Here is a 21,756-nt window from a genome sequence, read left to right as displayed (position 1 = left end):
CTTTGCTGGCGAGGTTTAATGAGGTTAAAAAATCGGTAATTGGGCGAGGTTACGAGGGAAATCCGCAGAAATACCCAAGCAAAACATCCTATCAAAAACACCTCGCCAGCAGGGATTATACCCACCTCGTGAAGACAAGAGGATTACCGAATAAAAAATAATCTTCATACAACCTCGCTACTCTGTTTCTTAGCACATATTGACACAATTTTGTCCAACCTTTTTTATATAAAAATGATGTGTTGGTTAAAATTATGCAACATATCCCCACTACAATTTTAAGCGGAAATACATCGTAGACATAGGAGACAGATGAAGATTCTAATTGCTGGGTTAGGCTCTATTGGACGCCGCCATCTACGAAACTTGCAGGATATGAACATCGGATAGGCTATGCCACACGTGAAGATCTCGGAGGTGGTGTCCTATTGACGCTCTGCCATCCCTTTGACTATCTACGATGGCTTATCGGGGAGGTTCAGACTGGCTGCAAAAGTGTCTATCTTTCACAGGAAAGAGGTATTCTGTTCTGGTACAGAGAGTGAAAAAGATAGGATGGATTAAACAACAATACTCGTTCAAGCATTGCATTCTTAAACGTTTTTTCAGGGGATGCCAATGAAGAGAGATATATTCGATTTAAAAGGGAAGGTCGCTATTGTTACCGGTGGCGCGGGGATGTTAAGAGAATATTGTCGAGCACTCGCTGAAGCCTCGGTCCATGTTGTGGTAGCAGATTTGCGCGGCGGAGAAGCGAAAGACTCTGCGCACCAGATTAACGCGAATGGACACCCTAAAGCTATTGGGATCGAAACAGATGTCACCGATAAGACTTCTGTTGAATGGATAGTTGCCCGAACTTTCAGGGAATTTGGGCGTGTTGATATTCTGGTGAACAATGCCGCACTTGACCCGAAATTCGATACTGAGCACGCAGATGCGCATACGAACACCTTTGAAGATTACCCGTTGGAACTTTGGAATCAGAGCATAGATGTAGATTTAACCGGTTCCAACGTTTTTCTGGGCAACTACGGTTGGTGTTGCGCGTGTATATCTTGGGGTTCACTATCCTACCGATGTTCTGGCAGGTGCGGTTCTCGGCATCTTTACCGCTCGGGTAGGAATATGGTTCATTCTGTAACGCCGAATGGCTCAGAAACGCTTTCTAAAATATCTCTTTGAATATGTATATTGCAAACGGGGAATTCGATGAGCAGGAAAATTTTATTTATATGTGGTTCGATGAACATTACGACCCAGATGCAACAAATCGCCGCTGAACTTCCAGAATATGAGAAGTGCTTCACGCCGTTTTATGCCGATGGATTCATCAATATCCTCAATAAACTCAATCTCGTTGAATTCACCATCATCGGCGACAAACGTGCTGGAGAATGCTACCGTTATCTTGAATCACAAGGACTCGCTATCGACTACGGTGGCACACAACACGATTATGACCTCGTTGTTACCTGTAGCGATCTTGTTTTGCAGTTAGATTGGCTCTCGCGGAGGATTCATGCGAAGTTGTGTTTACCATTTTTTTAGATTATGCGAGATTTGCACGGAAAAGAGGTATCTTTAAAATGTAGATACGTGGTAGTCTAAAGTTAATCATCCAGTGATACCTGTTCGGTTAACGCGTTATTGTCCTGCAAATCGTTCTTTTTCCAACGCGGAATGCTTTGCTTCCCTGCTTAACTCATGTTGTTTGAGAAAAACTTCCGGAAAGGGAGCCGTGGCTATGCGAAAACTCAAAATTGGTGTTATAGATCTTGTTGCTAAAGGACCGACGCGAAATCTGTGGGCACGGACGATGCACGCGAACCTGGCAAGCATCATGCCCCAAACTATTGCCGTATGGTGTGAAGAAGAGGGGCATGATGTCACCTTCGTCTGCTATGCGGGTCTTGAAAATCCCATTGAAGAATTCCCCGAAACGCTGGATCTCGTTGTGATAGGGACGTTCTCGCAGGGAGCACAACTGGCATACGCGTTGAGCAATCTCTTTCGATCCAGAGGTGCAGTCACTGTACTTGGGGGTCCTCACGCCCGATGCTACCCTCAAGATGCACAGAAGTATTTCGATTACGTTCTGGGTTTTACGGACAGAGACACTATCCGGGACCTTTTGCGAGACTGTTCACAGCACCGGCCTATGGGCGTTCACCTTTCAGCAAATGGGCAACCGATGACTCTGCCGAGTGTACAAGAGCGTTGGAAGTTCATTGAAATCACCCACCGTAAAGCTCCGTGGATTAAAGTGGTTCCGATGCTCGGTAGCATGGGGTGTCCATACACGTGTAGTTTTTGTATTGATTCGGTTGTTCCGTATCAACCTCTGGAATTTGATGTTATGAAGGCAGATCTGCGTTTCCTCTTGGAGAAGTTTAAACGCCCGATTGTCGGTTGGCACGATCCCAACTTCGGTATCCGATTCGATGACTATCTGTCTGCAATCGAAGATGCCGTTCCACCAGGCAGTGTTGATTTCATTGCTGAAAGTAGCCTGGCACTCCTCTCGGAACCGCATATGGAACGGCTACAGCGGAACGGATTTAAGGTGCTGTTGCCCGGAATTGAGTCGTGGCAGGACTTCGGTAACAAATCAAAGACGGGGCGACATCAGGGAGTTGATAAAGTTCGAGAGGTATCGGAGCAGGTTAACATGATTCTGAGGTACGTTCCGTACGTTCAAACCAACTTCATATTTGGACTCGATATTGACGAAGGGACAGAGCCGTTTGAACTCACAAAACGCTTCCTGGAGATGACCCCTGGAGCGTATCCTGCGTATTTGCTATTGACGGCATACGGACAGGCAGCACCTCTGAACCTTGAATATCAACGGGCGGGACGGGTTCTCCCCTTTCCATTCTATTTCCTTGACAGTAAGCGCGGGATGAATATCAAACCGAAAAACTATGCGTGGGATGAGTTTTACGATAACGTCATTGATCTGATTGGGCACAATATTTCATGGAGGAACCTCATTAGCAGTTATAAGGCGATTGATGCCTTTATCCCGCGATGGGTGAACGTTATCCGTGTCCTGCCATGGTTCGAACAACTCAAGTACTATCGCGAAATACGGAGACGACTTGATGAAGATCCTCAGTTCCGACCCTTCTTTAACGGAGATACGACGGAAATTCCACAGTTCTATGTGGAACGGATACGAAAGAGTCTGGGAGCGTTTTGGGAGTGGCTTCCGGAGGGTGCTTTGCATCATGACCCGAACGCTTATCTCAAGTCAGAAGAGAATTCGCTAACGCAGTTGGAGAAGTCGCCTTGAACGGCGATGACACGTTTGATAGGTCGGATGCTTTTCTGGTAAATCCGACCAAGGGGCACGTGTCCGCAGGATCCAGAGAATACTATTCAGTACTTCCCGATTCCCATGCCACGGTCTCCCTACACTGTCAGATGGTTTTTAGTCGTCTGTGATCGGCGGGCAGCAGGCGAGGTCAGAAACCTCGCCTACTAATTTTAATCCACGTTTTCGCTAATAGGGTGTGTTATTTGTTGTCAAGGCACACCAACGCGAAGCGAATAGATGATTGAAGAGGGCATCTTGTGCTTCGGGTGTCTTAATCTGCTTCAATGCTAAGGCGGCATGGAAACGGACATATCGGTTCTCATCTTCGAGTTGCGCGACAAGTGTAGGAATTGCGGGTTCAGCAAGCGTGCCCAATTTTGCTAAAGATCGAGCGGCGTTATCACGAACCGCATAATGGTCATCCTGCAATCGGGTTGTTAACACCTGGACCGTCTCGGATAAATCCATGTTTTCAGAAACCTGTTGTCCGATGAGTCCCAACCCTTCTGTGGCGTTTCGTCGGACCAAATCGTGGGGATCTTGTGCGGCATGTGTTAGCTCAGGTATCGCTTCCTGTGCGGCTTTTCCCATATCCGCTAAGGCAAACGCCGCGCTTGCCCGCACCGAATCATCTGTCGCTTGCAATGCGTCAATGAGCGTTGGAACCGCGGAAGCACCAGTGAGGCTTAAAGCGTATCCAGCGTACTCGCGGATAGCATCATCAGATCGACTATACAACGCTTGCTTCAAGACAGGCACAGCAGTGGCACCAATCCGTCCCAAGCGGTACGCAGCATTTAACCGAGCTCTCTCATTATCACCGTTCAAGATTTCGATGAGGGTATCGACCTCAGTACGTGAAACACCGTTGGCAGCCCTGTTCTGTTTTCCGTTATACCAGTCCCATAGCGATTCCCACAATTCTGGATGTTCGGATGTTTCTCCGTTGCCGAGCGCGTGCCAGTCAGCGGTATTGTTTTTCCATGCGGGTGTTTGTGGCTCATCGAGTCGGATAAAGAGAAACTTCAACATGTAGCGTTTCTTATCACTCAGATTCGGCATTGCACGATGCCATAAGTCGTAGTGGACAATGGTCACTGTCCCGGCTTCGCCAGTGAGTGCGAGATCAGGCTGTTGGTGTGCGCTTTCGCCCGTCTCGTAATACTGCGACCCGGGCAGGACAGCGGTGGATCCCATATCTTCGGTGACATCCTGCGGATAGTAGAACGCCATCGTCCAACGACATCGGTGGCGTCGGATCTGCTCGTCCCCTTCGTAACTATCCTTATGGAAATTCTGACCTTCGCTGCCCTGTTGGTTGAAATGGCAGTATCGGTGTGAGTGCATCGCGTAATCTTCACCGAGCACGCTTTGCATCGCGCCGTGAACAACAGGATGATCAAAGACCTCCTGAATTTCGGGGATGAGTGGTAGGACGTTGTTTCCCAAATTACCCGTCCCTTCAAACATTTCGTCGAGTTGTTGGTAAACGTTCTCGTGAAAACTCGGCGGGAAATCAACTTTTACCTTGACGTACCCGTTGATGATGAAATCCCGCATCTCTGCATCGGTGAGTTTTAGTGCATGATTGCTCATTTTGCGCCCTCCTCTGTTGCTTGCAGTAAGTATAACAGAAACCGATTGCGGAAGTCAAATTTCGATAAGGTTTCAGGGTTTTAGGTTGCCAGTTGTTGGTAAGGGTCGCGAGTAAAACTCGCTCCTACAGAAAAGAAATGCTTACTTCTTTACTGCGCCGAATGTGACGCCGCGCAGGAGGTGACTTCGCATTAGGAAGGTGAAAACGGCAACGGGCAGGAGAAAAACAAAGGTTCCCGCGGCAATTTTTCCCCAATCCATGCCAGTAGAACCCGTCGCACTCGTAATTGAAGGGGGCGCGGTCACCGCTCTACCGCCGACCTCTGTAAGAACCAGAGCAAACGCGAACTCGTTCCACGCTGTAATGAGACAGAACACAGCAGTCGCAGCAATGCCTGTGACAGACTGCGGTAAGATCACCTTCATGAAGGTTTGGAACCGAGAGTAGCCATCAACAAGCGCGGCATCCTCATATTCCTTCGGAATTTCATCAATGAACCCCTTCATGAGCCACACCGCAAATGAAACATTAAAGGTAGTATAAAGCAAAATCAGTCCGAAGTGTGTATCCCGTAACCCAAGAGCGCTGTACATCAGATAGATTGGGATCACAACAACAACAGGTGGGAGCATGCGTGTACTGAGGATAAAAAAGAGGAGATCGTCCTTGCCAGCGATGTCGAATCGGGAGAAGGCGTAAGCTGCAAGTGTTCCGAGTCCTACAGCAAGAATCGTGCTACCCCCACCGATAATAATGCTATTGAGCAGCTGATAAAAATACTTGGACCCACCATTTGCCAGGACGACACAAATTGCTATCGTCCCGAAAACGCTTGGCAACACAAGGGTGAGTCGCTGTTTTTTTATCGTTTGCGATGTCAGTCCACCAGTTTTTCTCCACGGTGCAATCAAAAGATACGCTATAATTGTGCAGGCGATGAGTAATAGGAAGTTGAAACGGGCATCCGTTTGGAGACGACTTTGCAGCGGTTGCAGCGTCAGAAAGCTATAGAGACACGTTAAAACGAAGATGCCGTTCCAGATTAAGCCGAGATTTCGGAGCGACAAGGCACGGGGTAATCTCACAGTAAATAGGGAGAAAAAACCGAACAGCAATAATCCGACAAGCACCACTCCTAAAAACAGATATGTTACATCTGCCACACCCTCTGACGGCATCAACTTCTGATAGTTCTCTAACGATATTTCAAAAACAAACTTCGGAAGTTTTGTGGTAATATCTGTCGATTGCTTTAGAGATGTCGCCAAAATCCAATAAATCGGGGTGATGTAGACAACCACAGCCGCAGCGATAAACCCCAATATAACGTAGTGGACAAAGTTTTTTCGGCTTCGCATTAGGTTTCCTGTGTGTCTCCTTTAACGCGATTAAGGTACTTTACGTAGATATTGCTCAGCGCAACAATAATAATGAGTAGAATATACGCCATCGCGCACGCTTTACCGGTATTGTAGTTGCGAAAGGCGAGTTTATAAAGGTTCATTGATACAGTCTCTGTAGCAGTACCAGGTCCCCCTTCACGTGTGAGTACATAGACGATGTCAAACATCTTGAAGGCATCCATCGTCCTGAACAGAAGGGCGATCAGTAAAAGAGGGGATACTAACGGAAGGGTAATCCATCGAAACTTGAACCAAGCGGACGCTCTATCGACATCAGCAGCTTCGTAGAGAGATTTCGGGACCGCGCTCAATCCTGCCAAGGCGATCAACATCATGAATGGAGACCACATCCATGTGTCCACAATAACAACGGCTAACATCGCTACCTTCGGGTTCGTTGTCCAGCCAATAGGCGACTTTAAAAAGGGACTGAGGAAAAAGTTTAGCAAACCGGCGTTATCTGCGAGAAGGATAAAGCGCCAAAAGAGTCCAACGACCACAGGCGATAGCATCATCGGTAGCAGAAGCAACGTTGTGACAAAGCCTTTATACCGGAAGTCCCGATTCAGGAGCAGTGCCAACCCAAATCCGATAAAGAATTGTGCTGCTACCGCAAGGATCACAAAATAAGCGGTGGTTTGAAAATAACCCCATATCTCTGGATCGGCGAGGAGGCGTGAATAGTTACGAACACCGATAAATCTTGGGGGTGTGGGCATCGAGGCTTTGTAGCGATGGAAACTCAGATATAGCGACCACAGCAGCGGAAAAATGTTCATCAAGATGAGCAAAATCATGGTGGGCATGATAAATGCCATCTTCAATTGATAGTCACTCATCCCGCGCGACGCTCGATGTGGGTGGTTGGTAAGCATATCTTTTTGGCTATCGGCTGTCGGTAAGCGGACCTTGTGGCAAGCAAAATACACACAATCGCCACGTACCGACTGCCGAAAGTGAGCGGAGCGAACGCCTCGATAGCCGACCACTCGCTTTATTCGTCGTAGTAGCCTGCGTCCTCAAAGATTTCCTCATGTTTCCGTGCGATGGTATCCAGTGCTTCCTTTGCAGACTTGATTTTGGAGATGGCTTCACTCCAATTCGTCTGGCAAACTTCTAAGAGTTCTGCGTATTCCGGCACCGCCCAGAAATCGCGTAGGTACGGGAAGCTCGCGGCAAAAGCTTCGTTAAAGGGGGTTGCTGTCTTAAATGTGTCCGACTGCAACACCTCTTTGTGGGGTGTAAACCCTCCAAGTGCTGCCCATTTCTCCTGAACTGGTTTCTGCATAAACCATTTCATGTATTGTTTGGCAATATCCTTGTTTTTAGAATAGGAAGAAATAGACATGCCCTGTCCACCGATACTGATGTAATGCCCTTTCGGACCAGCAGGGGCGATAAAGAACCCGCTTTTATCGTGCGAAATTGCATTCGATTTAGGGTCTACAACGCCGGGGAAGAATGCGAAGTAATTCATCGCCATTGCGACCTTACCGGAGTTATAGGCATTCAGCGTCTCTGCCCAATAGTAGTTCGGGGCATCAGGGGGTGAAAACTGGAGCAAATCTGTGTAAAAATCCAGGGCTTTAACAGCATCCTCTGTATTAATGTGCCCGGCAACTTTATGGTTGTCTGGATCGCCATAAGCACCGCCAAAACTCCACATTACCTGCTGGAAACCCATCGTAATGCCGTCGTATTCCTTGCTATACCATGTTGCGATACCGTATAGGTCTTGATCCGGACGCGTGAAGAATTCAGCGATATCGCGGAGTTGGTCGTAGGTTTTCGGCGGAGCGAGTGCGTAGCCATACTTCGCTTGGAACGCCTTCATTTCGTTTGGATCTTCAAATAAGTCTTTCCGATAGACATATCCAGCGGCATCCACCTCCGCAGGTAATGCCCAGTATGTTCCGCTGCCTTTTGGATACTCAGCAAACGCTGTCATCGCGGGTCCATAGATAGAATCAACATCTATGTTCTCATTAATCCACTCCGTTAGATTGATATAGTTTTCGCCTTGAGAGTTTCTACCGAGCCATTGGCTATCTCCAATGACAATGTCGTAGAGATCGCTTTTTCCAACAAAAGCCGTGAAGACCTTATCTTGGAAATTGGGCCACGGAATCTGGATCACATCAACAGCAATGCCTGTTTCGGTTGTAAAGTCTTTCGAGAGTTCCTGCAAATAGTTAGCCGGATCCCATTCTGCCCAGACAATAGTTAAGGATTGGGATTGGTGGTTATCCGCTTTCGAGGCACTAACGAACGCGAGTGCGAGTATTAGTGCGAAGACAAAACTTATGCGAACACTTTTCATGTTTTTTCTCCTCCGTATAAAGATCGTGCGAGTTGTAATCAGCACCGGTCAAAATCTGCTGTCCGGTTCGCTGTTATAATCCCGCATTATATACGGAGCCTAAAATTTTTGCAAGAAAATTTATTCGCGCTCACCGATGCCGAATACGGAATAGTGGTAAACTTGGGTAACTTCCACTCCATTTTCAATGATGGCAGTGGGGCGTTCGATAACGAAGTCAGCGAAGTGCGGTGCGTTAAAAGCAACGTAAGCGAGACTGAACATCTCAATCTGCCGATCGTATCGCTTTGACAGATCTGGAAATAGAACAATTCCGGTATCAACTTGGTAGATGCCTGCATTTTCATCTATATTCATCGTTTTAACCGGACACTCGATAATCGCCCGCTGCTGTGTATGGGTATCCCATATTTCTGTGTGTGTTACGATGGGTAGACCTTTGCGTGTCGCCTCAAAAATGGCTGCGTTGCTATCAAGGACTCGGACCGGCGATGCCTTTTGAACATCAAACAGGGCACCTCCCCAATAATCTCGCGCCGGTCTATACTCGACGTAGTTATCGTTGCAGTAAGCGTGCCTTCTGAATACCGCTATATGTTCTTCACCAAAAACAGGGAGGAAGTCATAGTTCGGATTTATGAAGAGATTTTTCTCCGCAAAGGTGTGTTCACTCTTACACGAACCACATTGATAATAATCGCTGAAACTTCCATCTGTGTCATCTATGATGCGGCATCGAGATTCGACCCAAAAGCGGGGAGCATTCCCGTTCCCAACAGAGTTAATAAAAGAAAGCCCATAATCAAGGCAGTTCATTGATTTTTCCTTTCGGTGCGGTATATGATTCATTGGACCCATTTTATCGCAGCAGTGATCATCTGTCAAGAAATCTTGACACTCACCCGTAACTACGCTATAATAGAATTACTAAAAATTCTTGGAGGGACATCATGGCAGCGAGAGGGGCCCAAACATACCTCACATCAGAAGAATACATCGCTTTAGAACGCAAGGCAATTCCTGACGCTGAAACGGTTAGAAGCGAATATATTAATGGGGAAATTATCAATATGCCCGGAGCAAGTTTTCCGCATAATCTGATAACGATGAACATTTCTGCAAGATTGCATGCGAACTTGCAAGGCACGGGGTGTGCTGTTTTCGCGAATGACATGCGTATCAGCATTCCCACAGCAAAATCCTATTTTTATCCTGATGTCGGTGTCGTCTGTGAGGAACCCCGTTTTGAAGACGATGTCTTTGACACGCTCCTGAACCCGATTGTCGTTATAGAGGTGCTTTCACCCTCAACCGAAGTGTATGATAGAGGTGAAAAATTCGCCCACTATCGCCAACTCCCATCATTGCAGGAATACGTTCTCGTCGCCCAAGACCAGATTTTTGTGGAACACTACCGCCGCCAAGAAAAGCAGTGGATTTTTACCGATTTTGAAAAACATAACGAGATTCTGCCGCTTCCTTCCATCCAGTGCGAATTACCCTTGCAGGAAATTTACGAACGCGTTACATTCCTTGAATAGAATTTCAGAGAATGATACAGTCGAAAGGGGAACAATCGGATGCCTGCAAATGATAATATAACCCAAGTTGCTACCTAATCGGTTTTGGGTGTTTAAACACAGATTTTTTACGGAAAAGTGTCTCTTCACACCCCGTAGGGGTGATATGTCTATAGAAAAGGAGTTTTCTGCTTCCGCACTCCAGCGGAGTGCTATGTAGATAAAAAACTGACAACTTGGGTTAATATAGTATGTAATTATGAAACGTTCTGATCTGCCCTGCTCAGATAGCCAAGAGGTTTATGCTTACATCCAAAAGCATCTTGAAACTTGGATAGAAGATGCGATTTCAATCAGGAATAACCATTAACCCGAAATTAAACGTATGCCGCCAACTTAACGTGGGTTGATGGCATATACTTGTAAGTCGCGTTTCCGTTATATCTTCAAGCACTCAGAGATTTTTGCCTCAATTTGTTTCCAGTTCCATGGAACCACTTCCCCTGCCCCGCGGACCGGACCGCTTGTCCTATTCTGTGGGCGAATCTGAAAAATCGGTTTACATTGCTGATGTGCGATTGTCACCTCTTTTGCAACACCAAGTGCGTTATGTGCATCTTGTCCTGTAACGACAATCACAATGTCTGAACGAGAAATTAGATCCTTTGCTTTCTTCAGCCAACTACTGTCATTGTGTGGTTTATATGCCTCTTTCAATGAATAATCCTTAATTTCATGGCAGGAGTCCCCACGGGCGGCTTGCGCATAGAAATTGTGATGAAGTTCGTTATCTTTGTCGAACTCGAAACTTAGAAAAACCTTAACCTTTGCCATATTATTTTTTCCTATTCAAAATTAGAAGATTCCGAAGCCTAAAACGAGTCGGATCGCTCCCAAGAAAATCGCTACGCCACACAGAACGCACCCAGCAACAGCCCCTTCTTTCTTTGATGACACGATAAGCGCGAGGACACTGAAAAGCAAGCCAAAGACTGCAAAGGGGATATTCAGGTAATTGAGTGCCCCAAGAAATGGGATAATGGCAACTGCCATCCCGATAAGAGCCAATATCCCCCATATTAAACTAAGAATCGACAATAATCCCATGATTCATCTCCAAGTTATGCCTGAAGGGACGAGGTTGGCGTGTGTCGCTCTGTTTTCCTGAGTATGATGTTTCCACCGACGGAAAAGAGTTTCAAGAGTGAACCCCCCCCATTAATGGTTCCGTGCAATTGATCGGGTTTGACAGGACCTGCCGTCTCCGCAGTTACCGGAAATTCTGTGGTCACTGAACCGCCAAGCACTTTTGCTTCGACTGTCGCAGCAATGTCCGGAGCGAGCGAAACGTCTACACTCCCCCCTATTGTTTCCAAATCCAGCAGTAAGTTTTGGCTTGAAACCGCCTCTTGGAGTTGGCAGCGGATAGAACCGCCACTCGTTTTCGCGAGGACGGGTCCGTCGTTCTCTACCTCTATACTGCCACCCGCAGTTTTCACATCTGCACCGCCTTTGCATCCGTGTAGGGTAACAGTGCCGCCGGAGGTTTTCCCATTGACGGCACCAATGACATCGGTCATCTGGATGTTTCCGCCTGATGTTTTGACTTTGGCATCGCCTGTGCCGCCTTCAAGTGTAATATTTCCGCCACTCGTTTGAAGTGCTGCGTCGCCCTCAAATGCCTTGAGGTCTATGTTTCCACCCGAAGTTTTTCCATCAATACGCCCAGTGATATTTTGTAAGCGGAGCCCCGCGCCGGCTGTGTGAACGTTCACATTTCCTACTATATCTATCACGGAAATTTCCTCATCCGCGGTCTTCAAATCAAGCCCATAGTTTCTCGGGACGACGATCTCAAATTGGACATCCAGACGTTTTTTCGCCTTTTTCCATTGCTTTACTGGACCTCTGAATTTCGCTTCAATTTTGACATCCGCTGCTTCATGTGTCATCTGGACATCAAAATTCTTGAGGACTTCGCCTGCCCGTCGATCTTCCTTCAATTGTGCGGCACGTCGGACGCGGACAGAGAGATTATCGTCCGCTGCGCTCTGCACATCAATTGCGCCGAAATCGGCATCAACCGTTAGTTTTCCACCGGGTGCAACCGGAAACACTTCGACGATGTCTTCCAATGTTGTCTCAGTTAAGAAATCTGGAACGGCTTTGCGGATTAGGTCGCCAAATGGTTTGTCTGCCAACTCCTCTGTTAGGTTTTCCATGAACCGTTCTCCGAAAAAACTGGAGAGCCATCCTTTGAAATCCGTCGTCGCGTCCAATTCTTCATTGAGGTATGCAGCGAGTTGATGGCACGCGATTCCAATTTGGCTAAAAGACGCATCTGCTGGCAGCATTTCAAAAAGTCCATCAGGTATTGCCTCGATGTCCCTGAGGCGTTTGAGGACGTTATTGAATTGGGAGATGCACCGCGTTTCACCACCACTGAACGCTCCGGTTAACGCAGCGTCCTCTGCGATTTTTGCCGTGTGCTCCAACATGTGAAAAAGCCCTCTGATCTCTTGTGGTCTTTGCTGTTCCATAATTTTTACCTCTCTATGATAGTCGTTAAAGTCTATAATTACGGATGTGATTTTATCAACAAGGAAGGTCGGAACCTACCTGCGGAGAATAGTGGTGAAGGTTGTCACATATCCTCACGATAGCCCCGTCTTTCCAAAATCGTTTTGAGGAGTTCCTTCGCTTTATGGAGTCGCCATTTCACGGTTGTCAGTGGCACGGAGAGGAATTCAGCCATCCGTTTTTGTGGCATCTCTGCCCAATAATAAAGTTCAATAACCGCTTGATAATCGGTAGGTAGTTCCTGAATCGCGTCTCTCATCGCTTGCTGTGTCAATTCACGTTCCACAATGTGAGCTGGATCTTCAGCCGATATATCTGCTGCCCTATTTAAATAGGGTTCCATATCTTCTTGGGGTTGGTAACGTCCTGCACTCTTGTAGTAGCGCAAGGCACGGTTGCGAGTGATTGAATGAAGCCATGCCCCAAAACGGTTCAGATCCGTGAGCTGTGGCAGTGCTTCAAAAGCCCGCAAAAACGCGTCTTGCACGACATCTTCAGCATCGGTGGGGTTTCGCACAATCTGTTGCGCGATTGTCAGCATAGCCCGACGGTAGCGACTCACCAAAACATCAAACGCTTGCGTATTACCCGCAAGTGCAGCGACGACTAACTCAGCATCATTTGCCTTGGTTAACTCTTGATTGATTGGCACGCAAGCTTCGCCTATAGGCATGAAAACTCTCCCTCTTTGCCTATTAGAGACATGTCACAGAAAGAGGATAGTGAAAAGTGCGTTTTTCGGTAAAACGAACGGAGCGAGGGAACGGGATAGGGGATTCAACCGCCTTTCCAAGACATAAACACGTCAGAGGTCGGGCGGTTCTGTTTCTACATATTATGAAGTGGGCCTATAGAGCATCACCATACAACCGCCGAGTGCGGCGAGCAAAATGCCTGCGATAAACTGCCATCGGACTGCCCCCCAGCCACCTACTGGTGGATGCGATAGTGTCGCAACGATAGCGTTTACAATCGGGGCACCCGCAAAGACGATGGACATGACGACTGCAGGGCGACCCCCTGCGCCGAAGGCGAGTAGCACGCCAAATGCTCCAATAGCACCGACAAGTCCGGCTACAAACGACCAGGAGACTCCCGAACCTGTGAATTGCCAATTGGATCCGTTAACAATGAGCATCAGTGCAGAACCGATAACGGCTGCCAAGAGATACGCGAGTCCCACAAAGAGGAACGCTTTGTAGCGTCCATGCACAGGATCCGCCATAGAGACCTGTCCTTGATGTAGAAAAACGCCGTAAAGCCCCCATGATGAAACTGTCATGAAAACAAAAATGAGCCATGTTTTAGACATAATCCACTTCCTTCTTGATTTTTGTGGCAGAAGCACTTCCAAAGCGCGCCAGCAATTGAAACATTAAGTATACTTTTCAAATACTTTCAAAAGTTGTTCTGCGATGATGGTATCATTAAAATTCTGATGCACATTGATTTTTCCGGTTTCTCCGAGGTGTTCACGCCGATCGGTATCGCCAAGGAGTTCGATGATACCCGTTGCGACTGCTTCAGAAGATTCTGGTTCAACCAGGACTCCCCCCTCGGTAGCATCGATCATCTCTGGAAACGCACCATGCCGCGGTTGGACGACTGGCACACCATTGGCAAGCGACTCTATAATCGACAGTCCTTTGGATTCACGGTAAACAGTGGGGACAGAAAAAACATGGAGACGGTTGAGAAAATCAATTTTTTGCGTACGCGTCACTTCACCGTGATGTACAAAACTGTCTGACAAATCCCATGCCTGAATCTGGTTCACAAGTTCCTCAAGATACGGTTCGTCTTTCTTGCCGAGGTAACCGGCAACATGCAATTGGACGTTATCGGCACCTAACGCTTCCGCTACCAGGCGGAAAGCGTCTATCAAGATGTGTAACCCCTTTTCAGGACAGATACGCGCTAAGTACCCGATAATGAAGGGCGGTGGTTCCGCTTTTTGGACAGGCACACCGTGGCCATCGATGTTTAATCCGAGCGGGACCACGTCAATCTTATCAATCGGTACGTTAAGGTAGGTATCTGCCATAAACTGTGCGTAGTAACGACAAGGTGCCACAAAGCCATCTGGATCTATAGCACGTTCTCGAAGGAGAGCTAACGCCTCTGATTTGTAAGGCTCGATAATATCTTGGAGAAAAATATCTTCGCCTTGGAGCGCACAGATAACCGGTACATCTAACGCCTTTTTAATTTCTCTTGTGAAACCAACAAGCATGGAATTCGTGAGGTAGACAATATCCGGTTTATTCTCTTCAGCGAGCCATTTGACTAATTTCGCTAATTCCTTGCTTTGGTGCCCCTGCTCTGCGCTGAGCATAGAGACTGTAAGTTGCCCAAGATCTCGAGCGTCTGTCGAGCTACTAAATCGCGCCAATCCATTCAATAGCGTGGGATTGTCGAGTAGTTTATCTAAGGTCCACGGCGTGTGTCTAAATAAGGAGAGTTTCTGTTGCAGATAGACGTTAATCCCACCGAAAAAGACGCGGTTCAAACTCACATTTGCCTCGTCTGTTCGTGTAGGCGTATAAGTTGGAATCAGGGAAACGTTATGTCCTTGTTTTTTCAGGACAGTGGCTACCATGTTGTCATGGATACAGGTTCCGCAGTACATGCCGGCGGCGCCTGCGGTGATATAAGCAACTTTCATGTTTTCGGTTTTAATACTGAACGTTTAGGGGAAGAGTATGCCTCCTCTATCTGCAGTGGGTGGATAACACGGATTTCGCCGATAGACACAATTCACGGAGGCTTCACGGAAAATTTTCTAAGGTCGAACGGGACCGATTCGTGAAACGCCCTCTATTCTTTCTCCGTGAAAATACGAAAGGCGATGCATAGAAAATTATGAAATGACTGCAGGAACACGTCTGTAGATGTCCGGCAAGGGGAGTTCGCAGCCGATGGAATCCAGCGGCAACACATCTTCATATCTCCGATACTCCGTCTCCGCCCACTCCGTTTTCAGAAGCCGATACTGTTCAACGCGAGCCCTGTCCTGTGAAACGAGGATGTATTCTCGCAAAGACGCGAGTTCTTGATAGTGTGAAAACTTCTCGCCTCTGTCATACACCTCGGTTGACGGCGAAAGCACCTCTATAACGAGGATCGGGTTGAGAAGTGTGTCGAAGACATTATCCTCAAATTGCGGATCCCCACAGAAAGCAACGACATCCGGATAAAAATAGGCACCTTTCGGACGGGTCTTCACGCGCATATCGTTGCTGATGACTTCACAATCCCGCCCTCTCAGTTGGATGTTAAGTTCAGTAACTATATCTGCTATGATGCGAGCATGTGCGAGACTCGCTCCGGACATTGCAATTATCTGACCGCGAAGGTATTCGCTTTTAACTATCGCCTTTCGTTCCGAAGCGAGGTATTCCTCTGGTGTAAAGAGAGTTTCCGCTGCGAGAGATGACATATCTATCTCCTTGAATGGGATGCGTCTACAAGTCCTGTTACCAAATTATAGCATATCATAGTTTGTATGGCAAGAACGGATCTGCAACTTGCGCTAAAGAAATTTGCATTTCCGGTGTAATTGTGGTATTATTAATGTTTAGATTTTACCAATACTTTAGAGAAAAAGAAGGAAGGAGATAGACATAATGTCACGAGTCTGTACTATCTGTAGCAAACGTCCGATGACAGGCAACCAGATTAGTAAATCACGGCGGCATACAAAGCGGCGTTGGTTGCCGAATCTGCAACGGGTCCGGGTTCAAACTGCGGAAGGACCGAGACGGATTCGGGTTTGCACAAATTGTCTACGGAGCGGAAAAGTCAGTAAAGTTATTTCAAGGATGCCAGCACCGGTATAGAAGAGCAAAGCGTTTAGGACTCACGGGTGACACGTTGTACACCTTTTAAGCCCCGAATCGCTTGCATGACAGCATCAAGTTGTTCTGCACCTGTCACGTCTATCGTCAGGTTATCAGAGGCTTCGGCGTCATGGTGGACAGCGGAGGGTTCGAATTTTCCGGAACGGATATTCACTTTGTATTGTGCAATAGCAGTCGTAATTTCACCGAGCATACCGGGGCGGTCATTGCACTCAACGAGAATTTTGACGGGATAAACAGAAGGCGGATGGTTTCCGTTTTCGGAGGACGATTTTTCGCTCCAATTAACAGTTAGCAGTCGTTCCGGTTCGTCAAGAATGCGGATACAGCCGGCTCTATGGACAGAAACCCCGCGTCCTCGAGTGAGATAACCGACGACTTGATCACCAGGGATCGGGTTACAGCACTTCATAATTCGTATCATACCTAAGTCTATGTCGTTTTCAAGCTGAACAGCCGGTGGCGATTCTGGTTTTCGCCTTCGGTGAGTATCTTCAGGAAATTCGGTCTCTGATTTCGGCACCTCAGGTTTCAATAAATTAACGACCTGAGTAGCAGATTCATCCCCATTACCAATCCGGACGAAAAGTTCCTCAAGATTTTTGAGTTTGAGTTGTTTAGCAACATCGTGAAGTTTCGGGGAATTGAGATAATCCCGTGCGTTCAGATAGGAGCCCCGCAGTTCCGCTGTGAGAAGTTGCTTGCCTAACTCCAGGGCACCAGCTCTATCTTTTTCACGGAACCAGTGATTGATTTTACCCCGTGCCGTGGCGGTTTTGACATACGACAACCAGCTCCGGCTCGGTCTTCCATTTGGCTGAGTCCGAATATTGACTTGGTCGCCGTTTTGCAGCACACGTCGGATCGGTGCGACAGCACCGTTGACTTCTGCTCCGACACATGTATGCCCAACATCCGTATGAATTTTATAGGCAAAATCGATCGCGGTCGCGCCAGCAGGTAGCTTAAAAAGATCACCTTTCGGCGAAAAAACATAGACTTCATCTTGGAAGAGTTCCAACTTCATGGACTCGACAAAATGATGCGGGCTGTCTTGCGTTTCTTGTATGTCTTCAAGTATCTGCTTATAGCTCGCGAAAATGGAACGTCCTTGTTGACTCGTCGGTAACCCCTCCTTATAACTCCAATGCGCAGCAATGCCGTCTTCAGCAATCTTATGCATCTGATATGTGCGAATCTGGATTTCAACAGGTCTGCCATCATCAAGAATCGTGGTATGAAGTGATTGGTATCCGTTCTTCTTCGGCTGCCCAATCCAATCTCGAAGTCGGTCAGGATGGTAATTCCATTTACCATGGAGTGCACCGAGCGCGATGTAGCAATCCGCCTCAGTTTTGACGAGGATTCGCAGCCCGATTAAGTCTCGGATTTTGCTGAAGGGTGTTCCTTTCTGTTGTATCTTCTGGTAAATGCTATAGATATGCTTCGTTCTACCGTGGACATCGGCGAAAACGTTCCGTTTTTCGAATTCTTCACGAATTTGTTTAACCATCTTCTCGCAATACGCCTCTCGCTCAGTGAGTTTCTGGTTCAGGAGGTCGGCAATTTTTCGGTATTCGATAGGATAAAGATGTTTGAACGCGAGGTCTTCGAGGCGGCCCATAATACGCCAAAGCCCCAATCGGTGTGCGATCGGGGCATAAATTTCCAGCGTTTCCTTTGCGACGCGTTGGCATTTCTCACTTGGGAGAAACCCCAGTGTTTCCATGTTATGCAGTCGGTCCGCGAGTTTAATCAGGATGACCCGCATGTCTTCTGCTGTCGCTAACAGGAGTTTCCGGTAGGTTTCGGCTTGGCGTTTCCGATGGACGCGATGTTCGACTGTGCTTTTAATATCTGGAGTTGGGGAGGCGACACTGAGCTTGTACTTACCGATCTTTGTGACACCCTCGACAAGATTGGCGATATTGGCGCCGAACCGAACTTGCATCTCTTGACGTGTGATACCTGTATCTTCGAGGACATCGTGCATGAGTCCGGCACAAATTGTGTGTGTATCCAGTCGGAGTTCGGCGAGTATCTCAGCGGTTTTGACGCAATGCGTGAAGTAAGGTTCTCCTGATTTTCGCTGTTGCCCCTCATGTGCCTCTTGCGCAAAACGGTAGCAACGCTCCAGAAGTTCAACCTCTGCATCCGGATTATATGCTTGAATTTGATTAACTAAGGATTTGATACTCATGCCCTATGCGCTCCCACATAGATTCGATGTTTTCTTTTAATTGAAACTCTATAAAAGAAGGGCTCGTCTGCTTAATCCATTCTCCTTTCAGGTAGGTAGGTGAACGAGACAAGTCACTTTTCTCCCCCGATAGGAGTTTTACAAGTCTATTACCCGGTTGCCCCTGCCGTTCAATGAACTGTAGTTCCTCAAAGATAGTGAGTCCAGTTTGAAGTGCTGCCAGAGTCCCAAATCCACCTTTCAGTATCTCTGCCTCAGGATAACCGTCTGTGCCATTGGATTGTATAGCCGCTCGTATGTGTCCGTACAATCGCCGCAATTCGTCACCCGTAGGATATTTTTCAGAAATCCAATTGTGCATCTCCGCCTCATCTGTGTTGTTGTAGATGAGATGCAGATAGGAGGTCTCGGCAGTTGCGAAAGCGGGTTCACACCGTTTAAAAAAGAGATCTTGGCTTGATGCAAGGTGACAAAGAACAACGTGTTTAACATAAGGAAATGCTTCGAGAGGGGAAAAAGTACTACTTGATACGATTGTCCGTAGTTCACCGGTTTCCAATCGGTTCAATAAAGCTGCTGCCTCTGTCTCTGGTGTCGCTTCAGTGTGCCGCGCGATTCCCTCGATGCTCTCCGGTAGAAGTTTTGTAAGCAGGAGATCTAACATCTCTTCGTCTCGTACATAAATTATACAAGATTCCTCTCGCGCAAGCAAGTTTAAAAGGTAATTCTTTTTATTAACGTTCCGTTTATCAACAAGTTTGACAGAAGATTTATCACTGAGTTTAGGAAATACATCCCGGTTCATGTCCCTGCCTTCAGCGTGGAGCTCCCAATCTTGAAGAATAAGTTGAACAGAACGATTCCCTTGCCACTCGTTAATTTGGGGCGAGAAGGCGATGTCGAGGGACATATTCGGACGTCTGAAAGTGATGAGTTTCTCACCTGCTCCCCAGTCAATCGCGCATCGTTTTACCGTGCCATCGTTAACAAACATTCGCAGGTGGTTTTTCTCTTTTCCCATTTGGGTAGGTGTCCCATTAACTTTGACACGTCGTGTACCGAAATGGGGTTTTGGATTTTCTTTTCCAAAGGGTTCAAATTGTTCCAGTTCCTTTAGGGTCTCTAACGTTAAAAGTGAGAGACGCGTTTCAAACTCAAGTTCCAGTTTCGGTTGCAATGCGTCCTCTGAGAGCGTCTCACGAGCGAATTCATTAAAAGCATTCCTGAATTTGGGAATATTTTTAGTTTTGAGCGTTAACCCTGCTGCTGCTTCGTGTCCACCGTGTTTCACCAGCAATTCCGTGCAGGCAACGAAACTATCAGCGAGACTCATTCCTTCGATACAACGTCCAGATCCGGTAGCCTCATCGCCATCAATCGCAAGGACAACGGCAGGCTTATAGAAGGTTTGCATCAAACGGGCGGCAACGATACCGACAACACCTTGTGCTTTCTTATTCCACTTGTCGCTGGCAACAACAATTCCCACGGTGTCATCATCTATCTCTTTTTCAATTATCTCCAAAGCTTGGTCTTGAATTTGCTTTTCCAGTTCTTGTCGCCTCTGATTTGCCTGATTGAGTTCAGAGGCAATCCGAATCGCTACATCCTCAGAATCGGTGGTAAAGAGGTCAACCACTTTATGTGCGGTGTCCATGCGTCCAGCGGCATTAATACGGGGTCCCAACTTAAAAGAGAGGGCGTATCCGTCAAGCGGTGTGTCAATTTTGTGCCCTGCTGCTTCGCACAAAGCATGAACCCCGGGACGTTCGCGTTTATCAAGTTCTGCTAATCCCAAGCGGCTTAAAATACGGTTCTCTCCAGTCAGTGGTGCCATATCCACGACGGTACCCAGCGCCACCAAGTCAAGTAGTGATTCAAGAAACGCTGTATCGTCTATTAATCCCTGTGCTAATTTGAAGGCTAAACCGACACCTGCGAGCTCAGTGAAAGGGTATTCGTTCCCCAGAATCTTAGGTGAAATCAGAGCATATGCTGGCGGCTGTTCTTTTTCTGGCTGGTGGTGATCCGTGACAATAACATCTATACCGAGTTGATTCGCCAATGCGACCTCTTTAACCGATGTTATACCACAGTCTACGGTAATCAGTAACTTCGCTTTGTTTTTCTGGTGGATCTTTTTTACAGTGTCTTCGCTTAATCCGTAACCTTCTCCAAACCGATTTGGGATATAATAATCAACGGGGACACCCATCTGGCGGAATGTGTTGAGCAGTAATGCCGTCGCTGTCGTGCCATCCGTGTCATAATCGCCGTAGACACAGATTTTCTCACCGCGAGAGATCGCCTTGTGTATCCGTTCTACAGCTTTGTCCATATCTGCCAATTTGAAAGGGGAGTGCAATTCATCAAGAGTTGGGTAAAGGTAAGATCGTGCTGCGGCAGCCGTTTTTATTCCTCGATTGATAAGCAGTTGTGCAGCAAACGGAGAAACACCTGCTTCAGATGCTAATGTTAGACTACTATCAAAATCCGAATTGTTGAATTGCCACTTTTTGCGAGAAGGTTTTCTCATGACGCGCCTTGTATTGTTAAGATGGGGAACCTGTGCTTTGCAATGTAGGGTCTTGCAAGCAATACGTTTTCGACTATTTTCGACTATGGATATAGTAACACAAAAATCGAGAATTGTCAATTTTTTTCCAAACTGACATTGCTGACCACCATCTGTTGGAAACTGAATGCTTCTGTGCTGTTGCATATATCAGGACGATTTAGTTTTAAGCAATTATGGGATTCTGGGTGGATCCGGTGTCCCTTCCCAGTAACGGGTGGGAACCCTGGTTAGGAAACCGCACCTACCGAGTCGGGGGATCCAAATGTCCCCAAAAAACGGAAAACTGAATAGCCCTGTTGCATATATAACTTGACAAAGCAAATTGTTTATGGTATTATTAAAATGTCCTGATCGCAACTCAGCAGACAATGTACAA

At 47.1% G+C, this 21,756-nt stretch carries 19 protein-coding genes and 1 pseudogene; 5 read left to right on the top strand and 15 right to left on the bottom strand.

The window, feature by feature from the left end; translation table 11 throughout:
- The first annotated feature begins 1,009 nt into the window (after positions 1-1,009).
- From J4G07_07290 to J4G07_07280, 3 genes and pseudogenes are all read left to right on the top strand, one after another.
- Positions 1,010-1,144: pseudogene (locus tag J4G07_07290) on the top strand (phosphatase PAP2 family protein).
- 101 nt (positions 1,145-1,245) lie between these two features.
- A complete protein-coding gene (locus J4G07_07285; protein ID MCE2413792.1) occupies positions 1,246-1,551 on the top strand; it encodes a hypothetical protein in 306 nt (101 codons plus the stop codon).
- 196 nt (positions 1,552-1,747) lie between these two features.
- Positions 1,748-3,298: a radical SAM protein gene (locus J4G07_07280; GenBank protein ID MCE2413791.1), complete on the top strand. Its 1,551-nt coding sequence runs from the start codon at positions 1,748-1,750 to the stop codon at positions 3,296-3,298.
- Here J4G07_07280 and J4G07_07275 read toward each other — a convergent pair.
- The 6 genes from J4G07_07275 to J4G07_07250 all read right to left on the bottom strand — a co-directional run bounded on the left by J4G07_07275 (position 3,272) and on the right by J4G07_07250 (position 9,458).
- A complete protein-coding gene (locus tag J4G07_07275; protein MCE2413790.1) occupies positions 3,272-3,388 on the bottom strand; it encodes a transposase in 117 nt (38 codons plus the stop codon). The two genes, J4G07_07280 and J4G07_07275, sit on opposite strands and share 27 nt — an antisense overlap.
- A 120-nt stretch (positions 3,389-3,508) precedes the next feature.
- Positions 3,509-4,918 carry a HEAT repeat domain-containing protein gene (locus J4G07_07270; protein MCE2413789.1) on the bottom strand — a complete coding sequence of 470 codons (1,410 nt, stop codon included), beginning with the start codon at positions 4,916-4,918 and terminating at the stop codon, positions 3,509-3,511.
- Positions 4,919-5,059: 141 nt separating this feature from the next.
- On the bottom strand, positions 5,060-6,097 hold the full coding sequence (locus J4G07_07265; protein MCE2413788.1) for a carbohydrate ABC transporter permease: 1,038 nt from the start codon (positions 6,095-6,097) through the stop codon (positions 5,060-5,062).
- 179 nt (positions 6,098-6,276) lie between these two features.
- Positions 6,277-7,197, bottom strand: coding sequence for a sugar ABC transporter permease (locus J4G07_07260; GenBank protein ID MCE2413787.1), 921 nt, complete (start codon positions 7,195-7,197; stop codon positions 6,277-6,279).
- Between the two features lie 119 nt (positions 7,198-7,316).
- Positions 7,317-8,642, bottom strand: a complete 1,326-nt coding sequence (locus J4G07_07255) for an extracellular solute-binding protein (protein MCE2413786.1) — start codon at positions 8,640-8,642, stop codon at positions 7,317-7,319.
- A gap of 120 nt (positions 8,643-8,762) precedes the next feature.
- Positions 8,763-9,458 carry a hypothetical protein gene (locus tag J4G07_07250; protein MCE2413785.1) on the bottom strand — a complete coding sequence of 232 codons (696 nt, stop codon included), beginning with the start codon at positions 9,456-9,458 and terminating at the stop codon, positions 8,763-8,765.
- Positions 9,459-9,592: 134 nt separating this feature from the next.
- Here J4G07_07250 and J4G07_07245 point away from each other — a divergent pair, with 134 nt between their 5' ends.
- Positions 9,593-10,183 carry a Uma2 family endonuclease gene (locus J4G07_07245; protein MCE2413784.1) on the top strand — a complete coding sequence of 197 codons (591 nt, stop codon included), beginning with the start codon at positions 9,593-9,595 and terminating at the stop codon, positions 10,181-10,183.
- 417 nt (positions 10,184-10,600) lie between these two features.
- Here J4G07_07245 and J4G07_07240 read toward each other — a convergent pair whose 3' ends face one another.
- The 7 genes from J4G07_07240 to J4G07_07210 all read right to left on the bottom strand — a co-directional run bounded on the left by J4G07_07240 (position 10,601) and on the right by J4G07_07210 (position 16,181).
- Positions 10,601-10,996, bottom strand: a complete 396-nt coding sequence (locus tag J4G07_07240) for a TIR domain-containing protein (GenBank protein MCE2413783.1) — start codon at positions 10,994-10,996, stop codon at positions 10,601-10,603.
- A gap of 21 nt (positions 10,997-11,017) precedes the next feature.
- A complete protein-coding gene (locus tag J4G07_07235) occupies positions 11,018-11,269 on the bottom strand; it encodes a hypothetical protein (protein MCE2413782.1) in 252 nt (83 codons plus the stop codon).
- 14 nt (positions 11,270-11,283) lie between these two features.
- A complete protein-coding gene (locus J4G07_07230; protein ID MCE2413781.1) occupies positions 11,284-12,702 on the bottom strand; it encodes a hypothetical protein in 1,419 nt (472 codons plus the stop codon).
- A gap of 104 nt (positions 12,703-12,806) precedes the next feature.
- Positions 12,807-13,415: an RNA polymerase sigma factor gene (locus J4G07_07225; protein ID MCE2413780.1), complete on the bottom strand. Its 609-nt coding sequence runs from the start codon at positions 13,413-13,415 to the stop codon at positions 12,807-12,809.
- Between the two features lie 162 nt (positions 13,416-13,577).
- Positions 13,578-14,054, bottom strand: coding sequence for a hypothetical protein (locus tag J4G07_07220; protein MCE2413779.1), 477 nt, complete (start codon positions 14,052-14,054; stop codon positions 13,578-13,580).
- A 63-nt stretch (positions 14,055-14,117) separates the two neighbouring features.
- The gene (locus J4G07_07215) at positions 14,118-15,371 is read right to left on the bottom strand and encodes a glycosyltransferase family 4 protein (protein ID MCE2413778.1); all 1,254 of its coding nucleotides are present in this window, start codon (positions 15,369-15,371) and stop codon (positions 14,118-14,120) included.
- A gap of 231 nt (positions 15,372-15,602) precedes the next feature.
- Complete coding sequence (locus J4G07_07210) at positions 15,603-16,181, bottom strand: Uma2 family endonuclease (GenBank protein ID MCE2413777.1); 579 nt, start codon at positions 16,179-16,181, stop codon at positions 15,603-15,605.
- A 187-nt stretch (positions 16,182-16,368) separates the two neighbouring features.
- On the opposite strand from J4G07_07210, the gene rpmB reads away from it, so the two are divergent.
- On the top strand, positions 16,369-16,581 hold the full coding sequence (gene rpmB, locus J4G07_07205; GenBank protein ID MCE2413776.1) for a 50S ribosomal protein L28: 213 nt from the start codon (positions 16,369-16,371) through the stop codon (positions 16,579-16,581).
- A 13-nt stretch (positions 16,582-16,594) separates the two neighbouring features.
- On the opposite strand, the gene J4G07_07200 is transcribed toward rpmB, so the two are convergent.
- Both J4G07_07200 and recJ read right to left on the bottom strand, forming a co-directional pair.
- Positions 16,595-18,802: a bifunctional (p)ppGpp synthetase/guanosine-3',5'-bis(diphosphate) 3'-pyrophosphohydrolase gene (locus J4G07_07200; protein ID MCE2413775.1), complete on the bottom strand. Its 2,208-nt coding sequence runs from the start codon at positions 18,800-18,802 to the stop codon at positions 16,595-16,597.
- Positions 18,780-21,338 carry a single-stranded-DNA-specific exonuclease RecJ gene (recJ, locus tag J4G07_07195; protein ID MCE2413774.1) on the bottom strand — a complete coding sequence of 853 codons (2,559 nt, stop codon included), beginning with the start codon at positions 21,336-21,338 and terminating at the stop codon, positions 18,780-18,782. Before recJ ends, J4G07_07200 begins: the two co-directional genes overlap by 23 nt.
- Positions 21,339-21,756: the final 418 nt, after the last annotated feature.

It is taken from the genome of Candidatus Poribacteria bacterium (assembly GCA_021295715.1).
Lineage (GTDB): Bacteria > Poribacteria > WGA-4E > WGA-4E > WGA-3G > WGA-3G.
The sequence above is the reverse complement of the archived record's forward strand: the minus strand, read 5'-3'. Positions and strand labels throughout refer to the sequence as shown.

Coding starts and splice junctions, on each gene's coding strand:
- J4G07_07245 (MCE2413784.1), top strand. CDS start 9,593: ATGGCAGCGAGAGGGGCCCAAACATACCTCACATCAGAAGAATACATC.
- J4G07_07215 (MCE2413778.1), bottom strand. CDS start 15,371: ATGTACTGCGGAACCTGTATCCATGACAACATGGTAGCCACTGTCCTG.
- J4G07_07250 (MCE2413785.1), bottom strand. CDS start 9,458: ATGAACTGCCTTGATTATGGGCTTTCTTTTATTAACTCTGTTGGGAAC.
- J4G07_07270 (MCE2413789.1), bottom strand. CDS start 4,918: ATGAGCAATCATGCACTAAAACTCACCGATGCAGAGATGCGGGATTTC.
- J4G07_07260 (MCE2413787.1), bottom strand. CDS start 7,197: ATGCTTACCAACCACCCACATCGAGCGTCGCGCGGGATGAGTGACTAT.
- J4G07_07285 (MCE2413792.1), top strand. CDS start 1,246: ATGAACATTACGACCCAGATGCAACAAATCGCCGCTGAACTTCCAGAA.
- J4G07_07210 (MCE2413777.1), bottom strand. CDS start 16,181: ATGTCATCTCTCGCAGCGGAAACTCTCTTTACACCAGAGGAATACCTC.
- J4G07_07280 (MCE2413791.1), top strand. CDS start 1,748: ATGCGAAAACTCAAAATTGGTGTTATAGATCTTGTTGCTAAAGGACCG.
- J4G07_07255 (MCE2413786.1), bottom strand. CDS start 8,642: ATGAAAAGTGTTCGCATAAGTTTTGTCTTCGCACTAATACTCGCACTC.
- J4G07_07225 (MCE2413780.1), bottom strand. CDS start 13,415: ATGCCTATAGGCGAAGCTTGCGTGCCAATCAATCAAGAGTTAACCAAG.
- J4G07_07200 (MCE2413775.1), bottom strand. CDS start 18,802: ATGAGTATCAAATCCTTAGTTAATCAAATTCAAGCATATAATCCGGAT.
- J4G07_07235 (MCE2413782.1), bottom strand. CDS start 11,269: ATGGGATTATTGTCGATTCTTAGTTTAATATGGGGGATATTGGCTCTT.
- recJ (MCE2413774.1), bottom strand. CDS start 21,338: ATGAGAAAACCTTCTCGCAAAAAGTGGCAATTCAACAATTCGGATTTT.
- J4G07_07230 (MCE2413781.1), bottom strand. CDS start 12,702: ATGGAACAGCAAAGACCACAAGAGATCAGAGGGCTTTTTCACATGTTG.
- rpmB (MCE2413776.1), top strand. CDS start 16,369: ATGTCACGAGTCTGTACTATCTGTAGCAAACGTCCGATGACAGGCAAC.
- J4G07_07220 (MCE2413779.1), bottom strand. CDS start 14,054: ATGTCTAAAACATGGCTCATTTTTGTTTTCATGACAGTTTCATCATGG.
- J4G07_07240 (MCE2413783.1), bottom strand. CDS start 10,996: ATGGCAAAGGTTAAGGTTTTTCTAAGTTTCGAGTTCGACAAAGATAAC.
- J4G07_07265 (MCE2413788.1), bottom strand. CDS start 6,097: ATGCCGTCAGAGGGTGTGGCAGATGTAACATATCTGTTTTTAGGAGTG.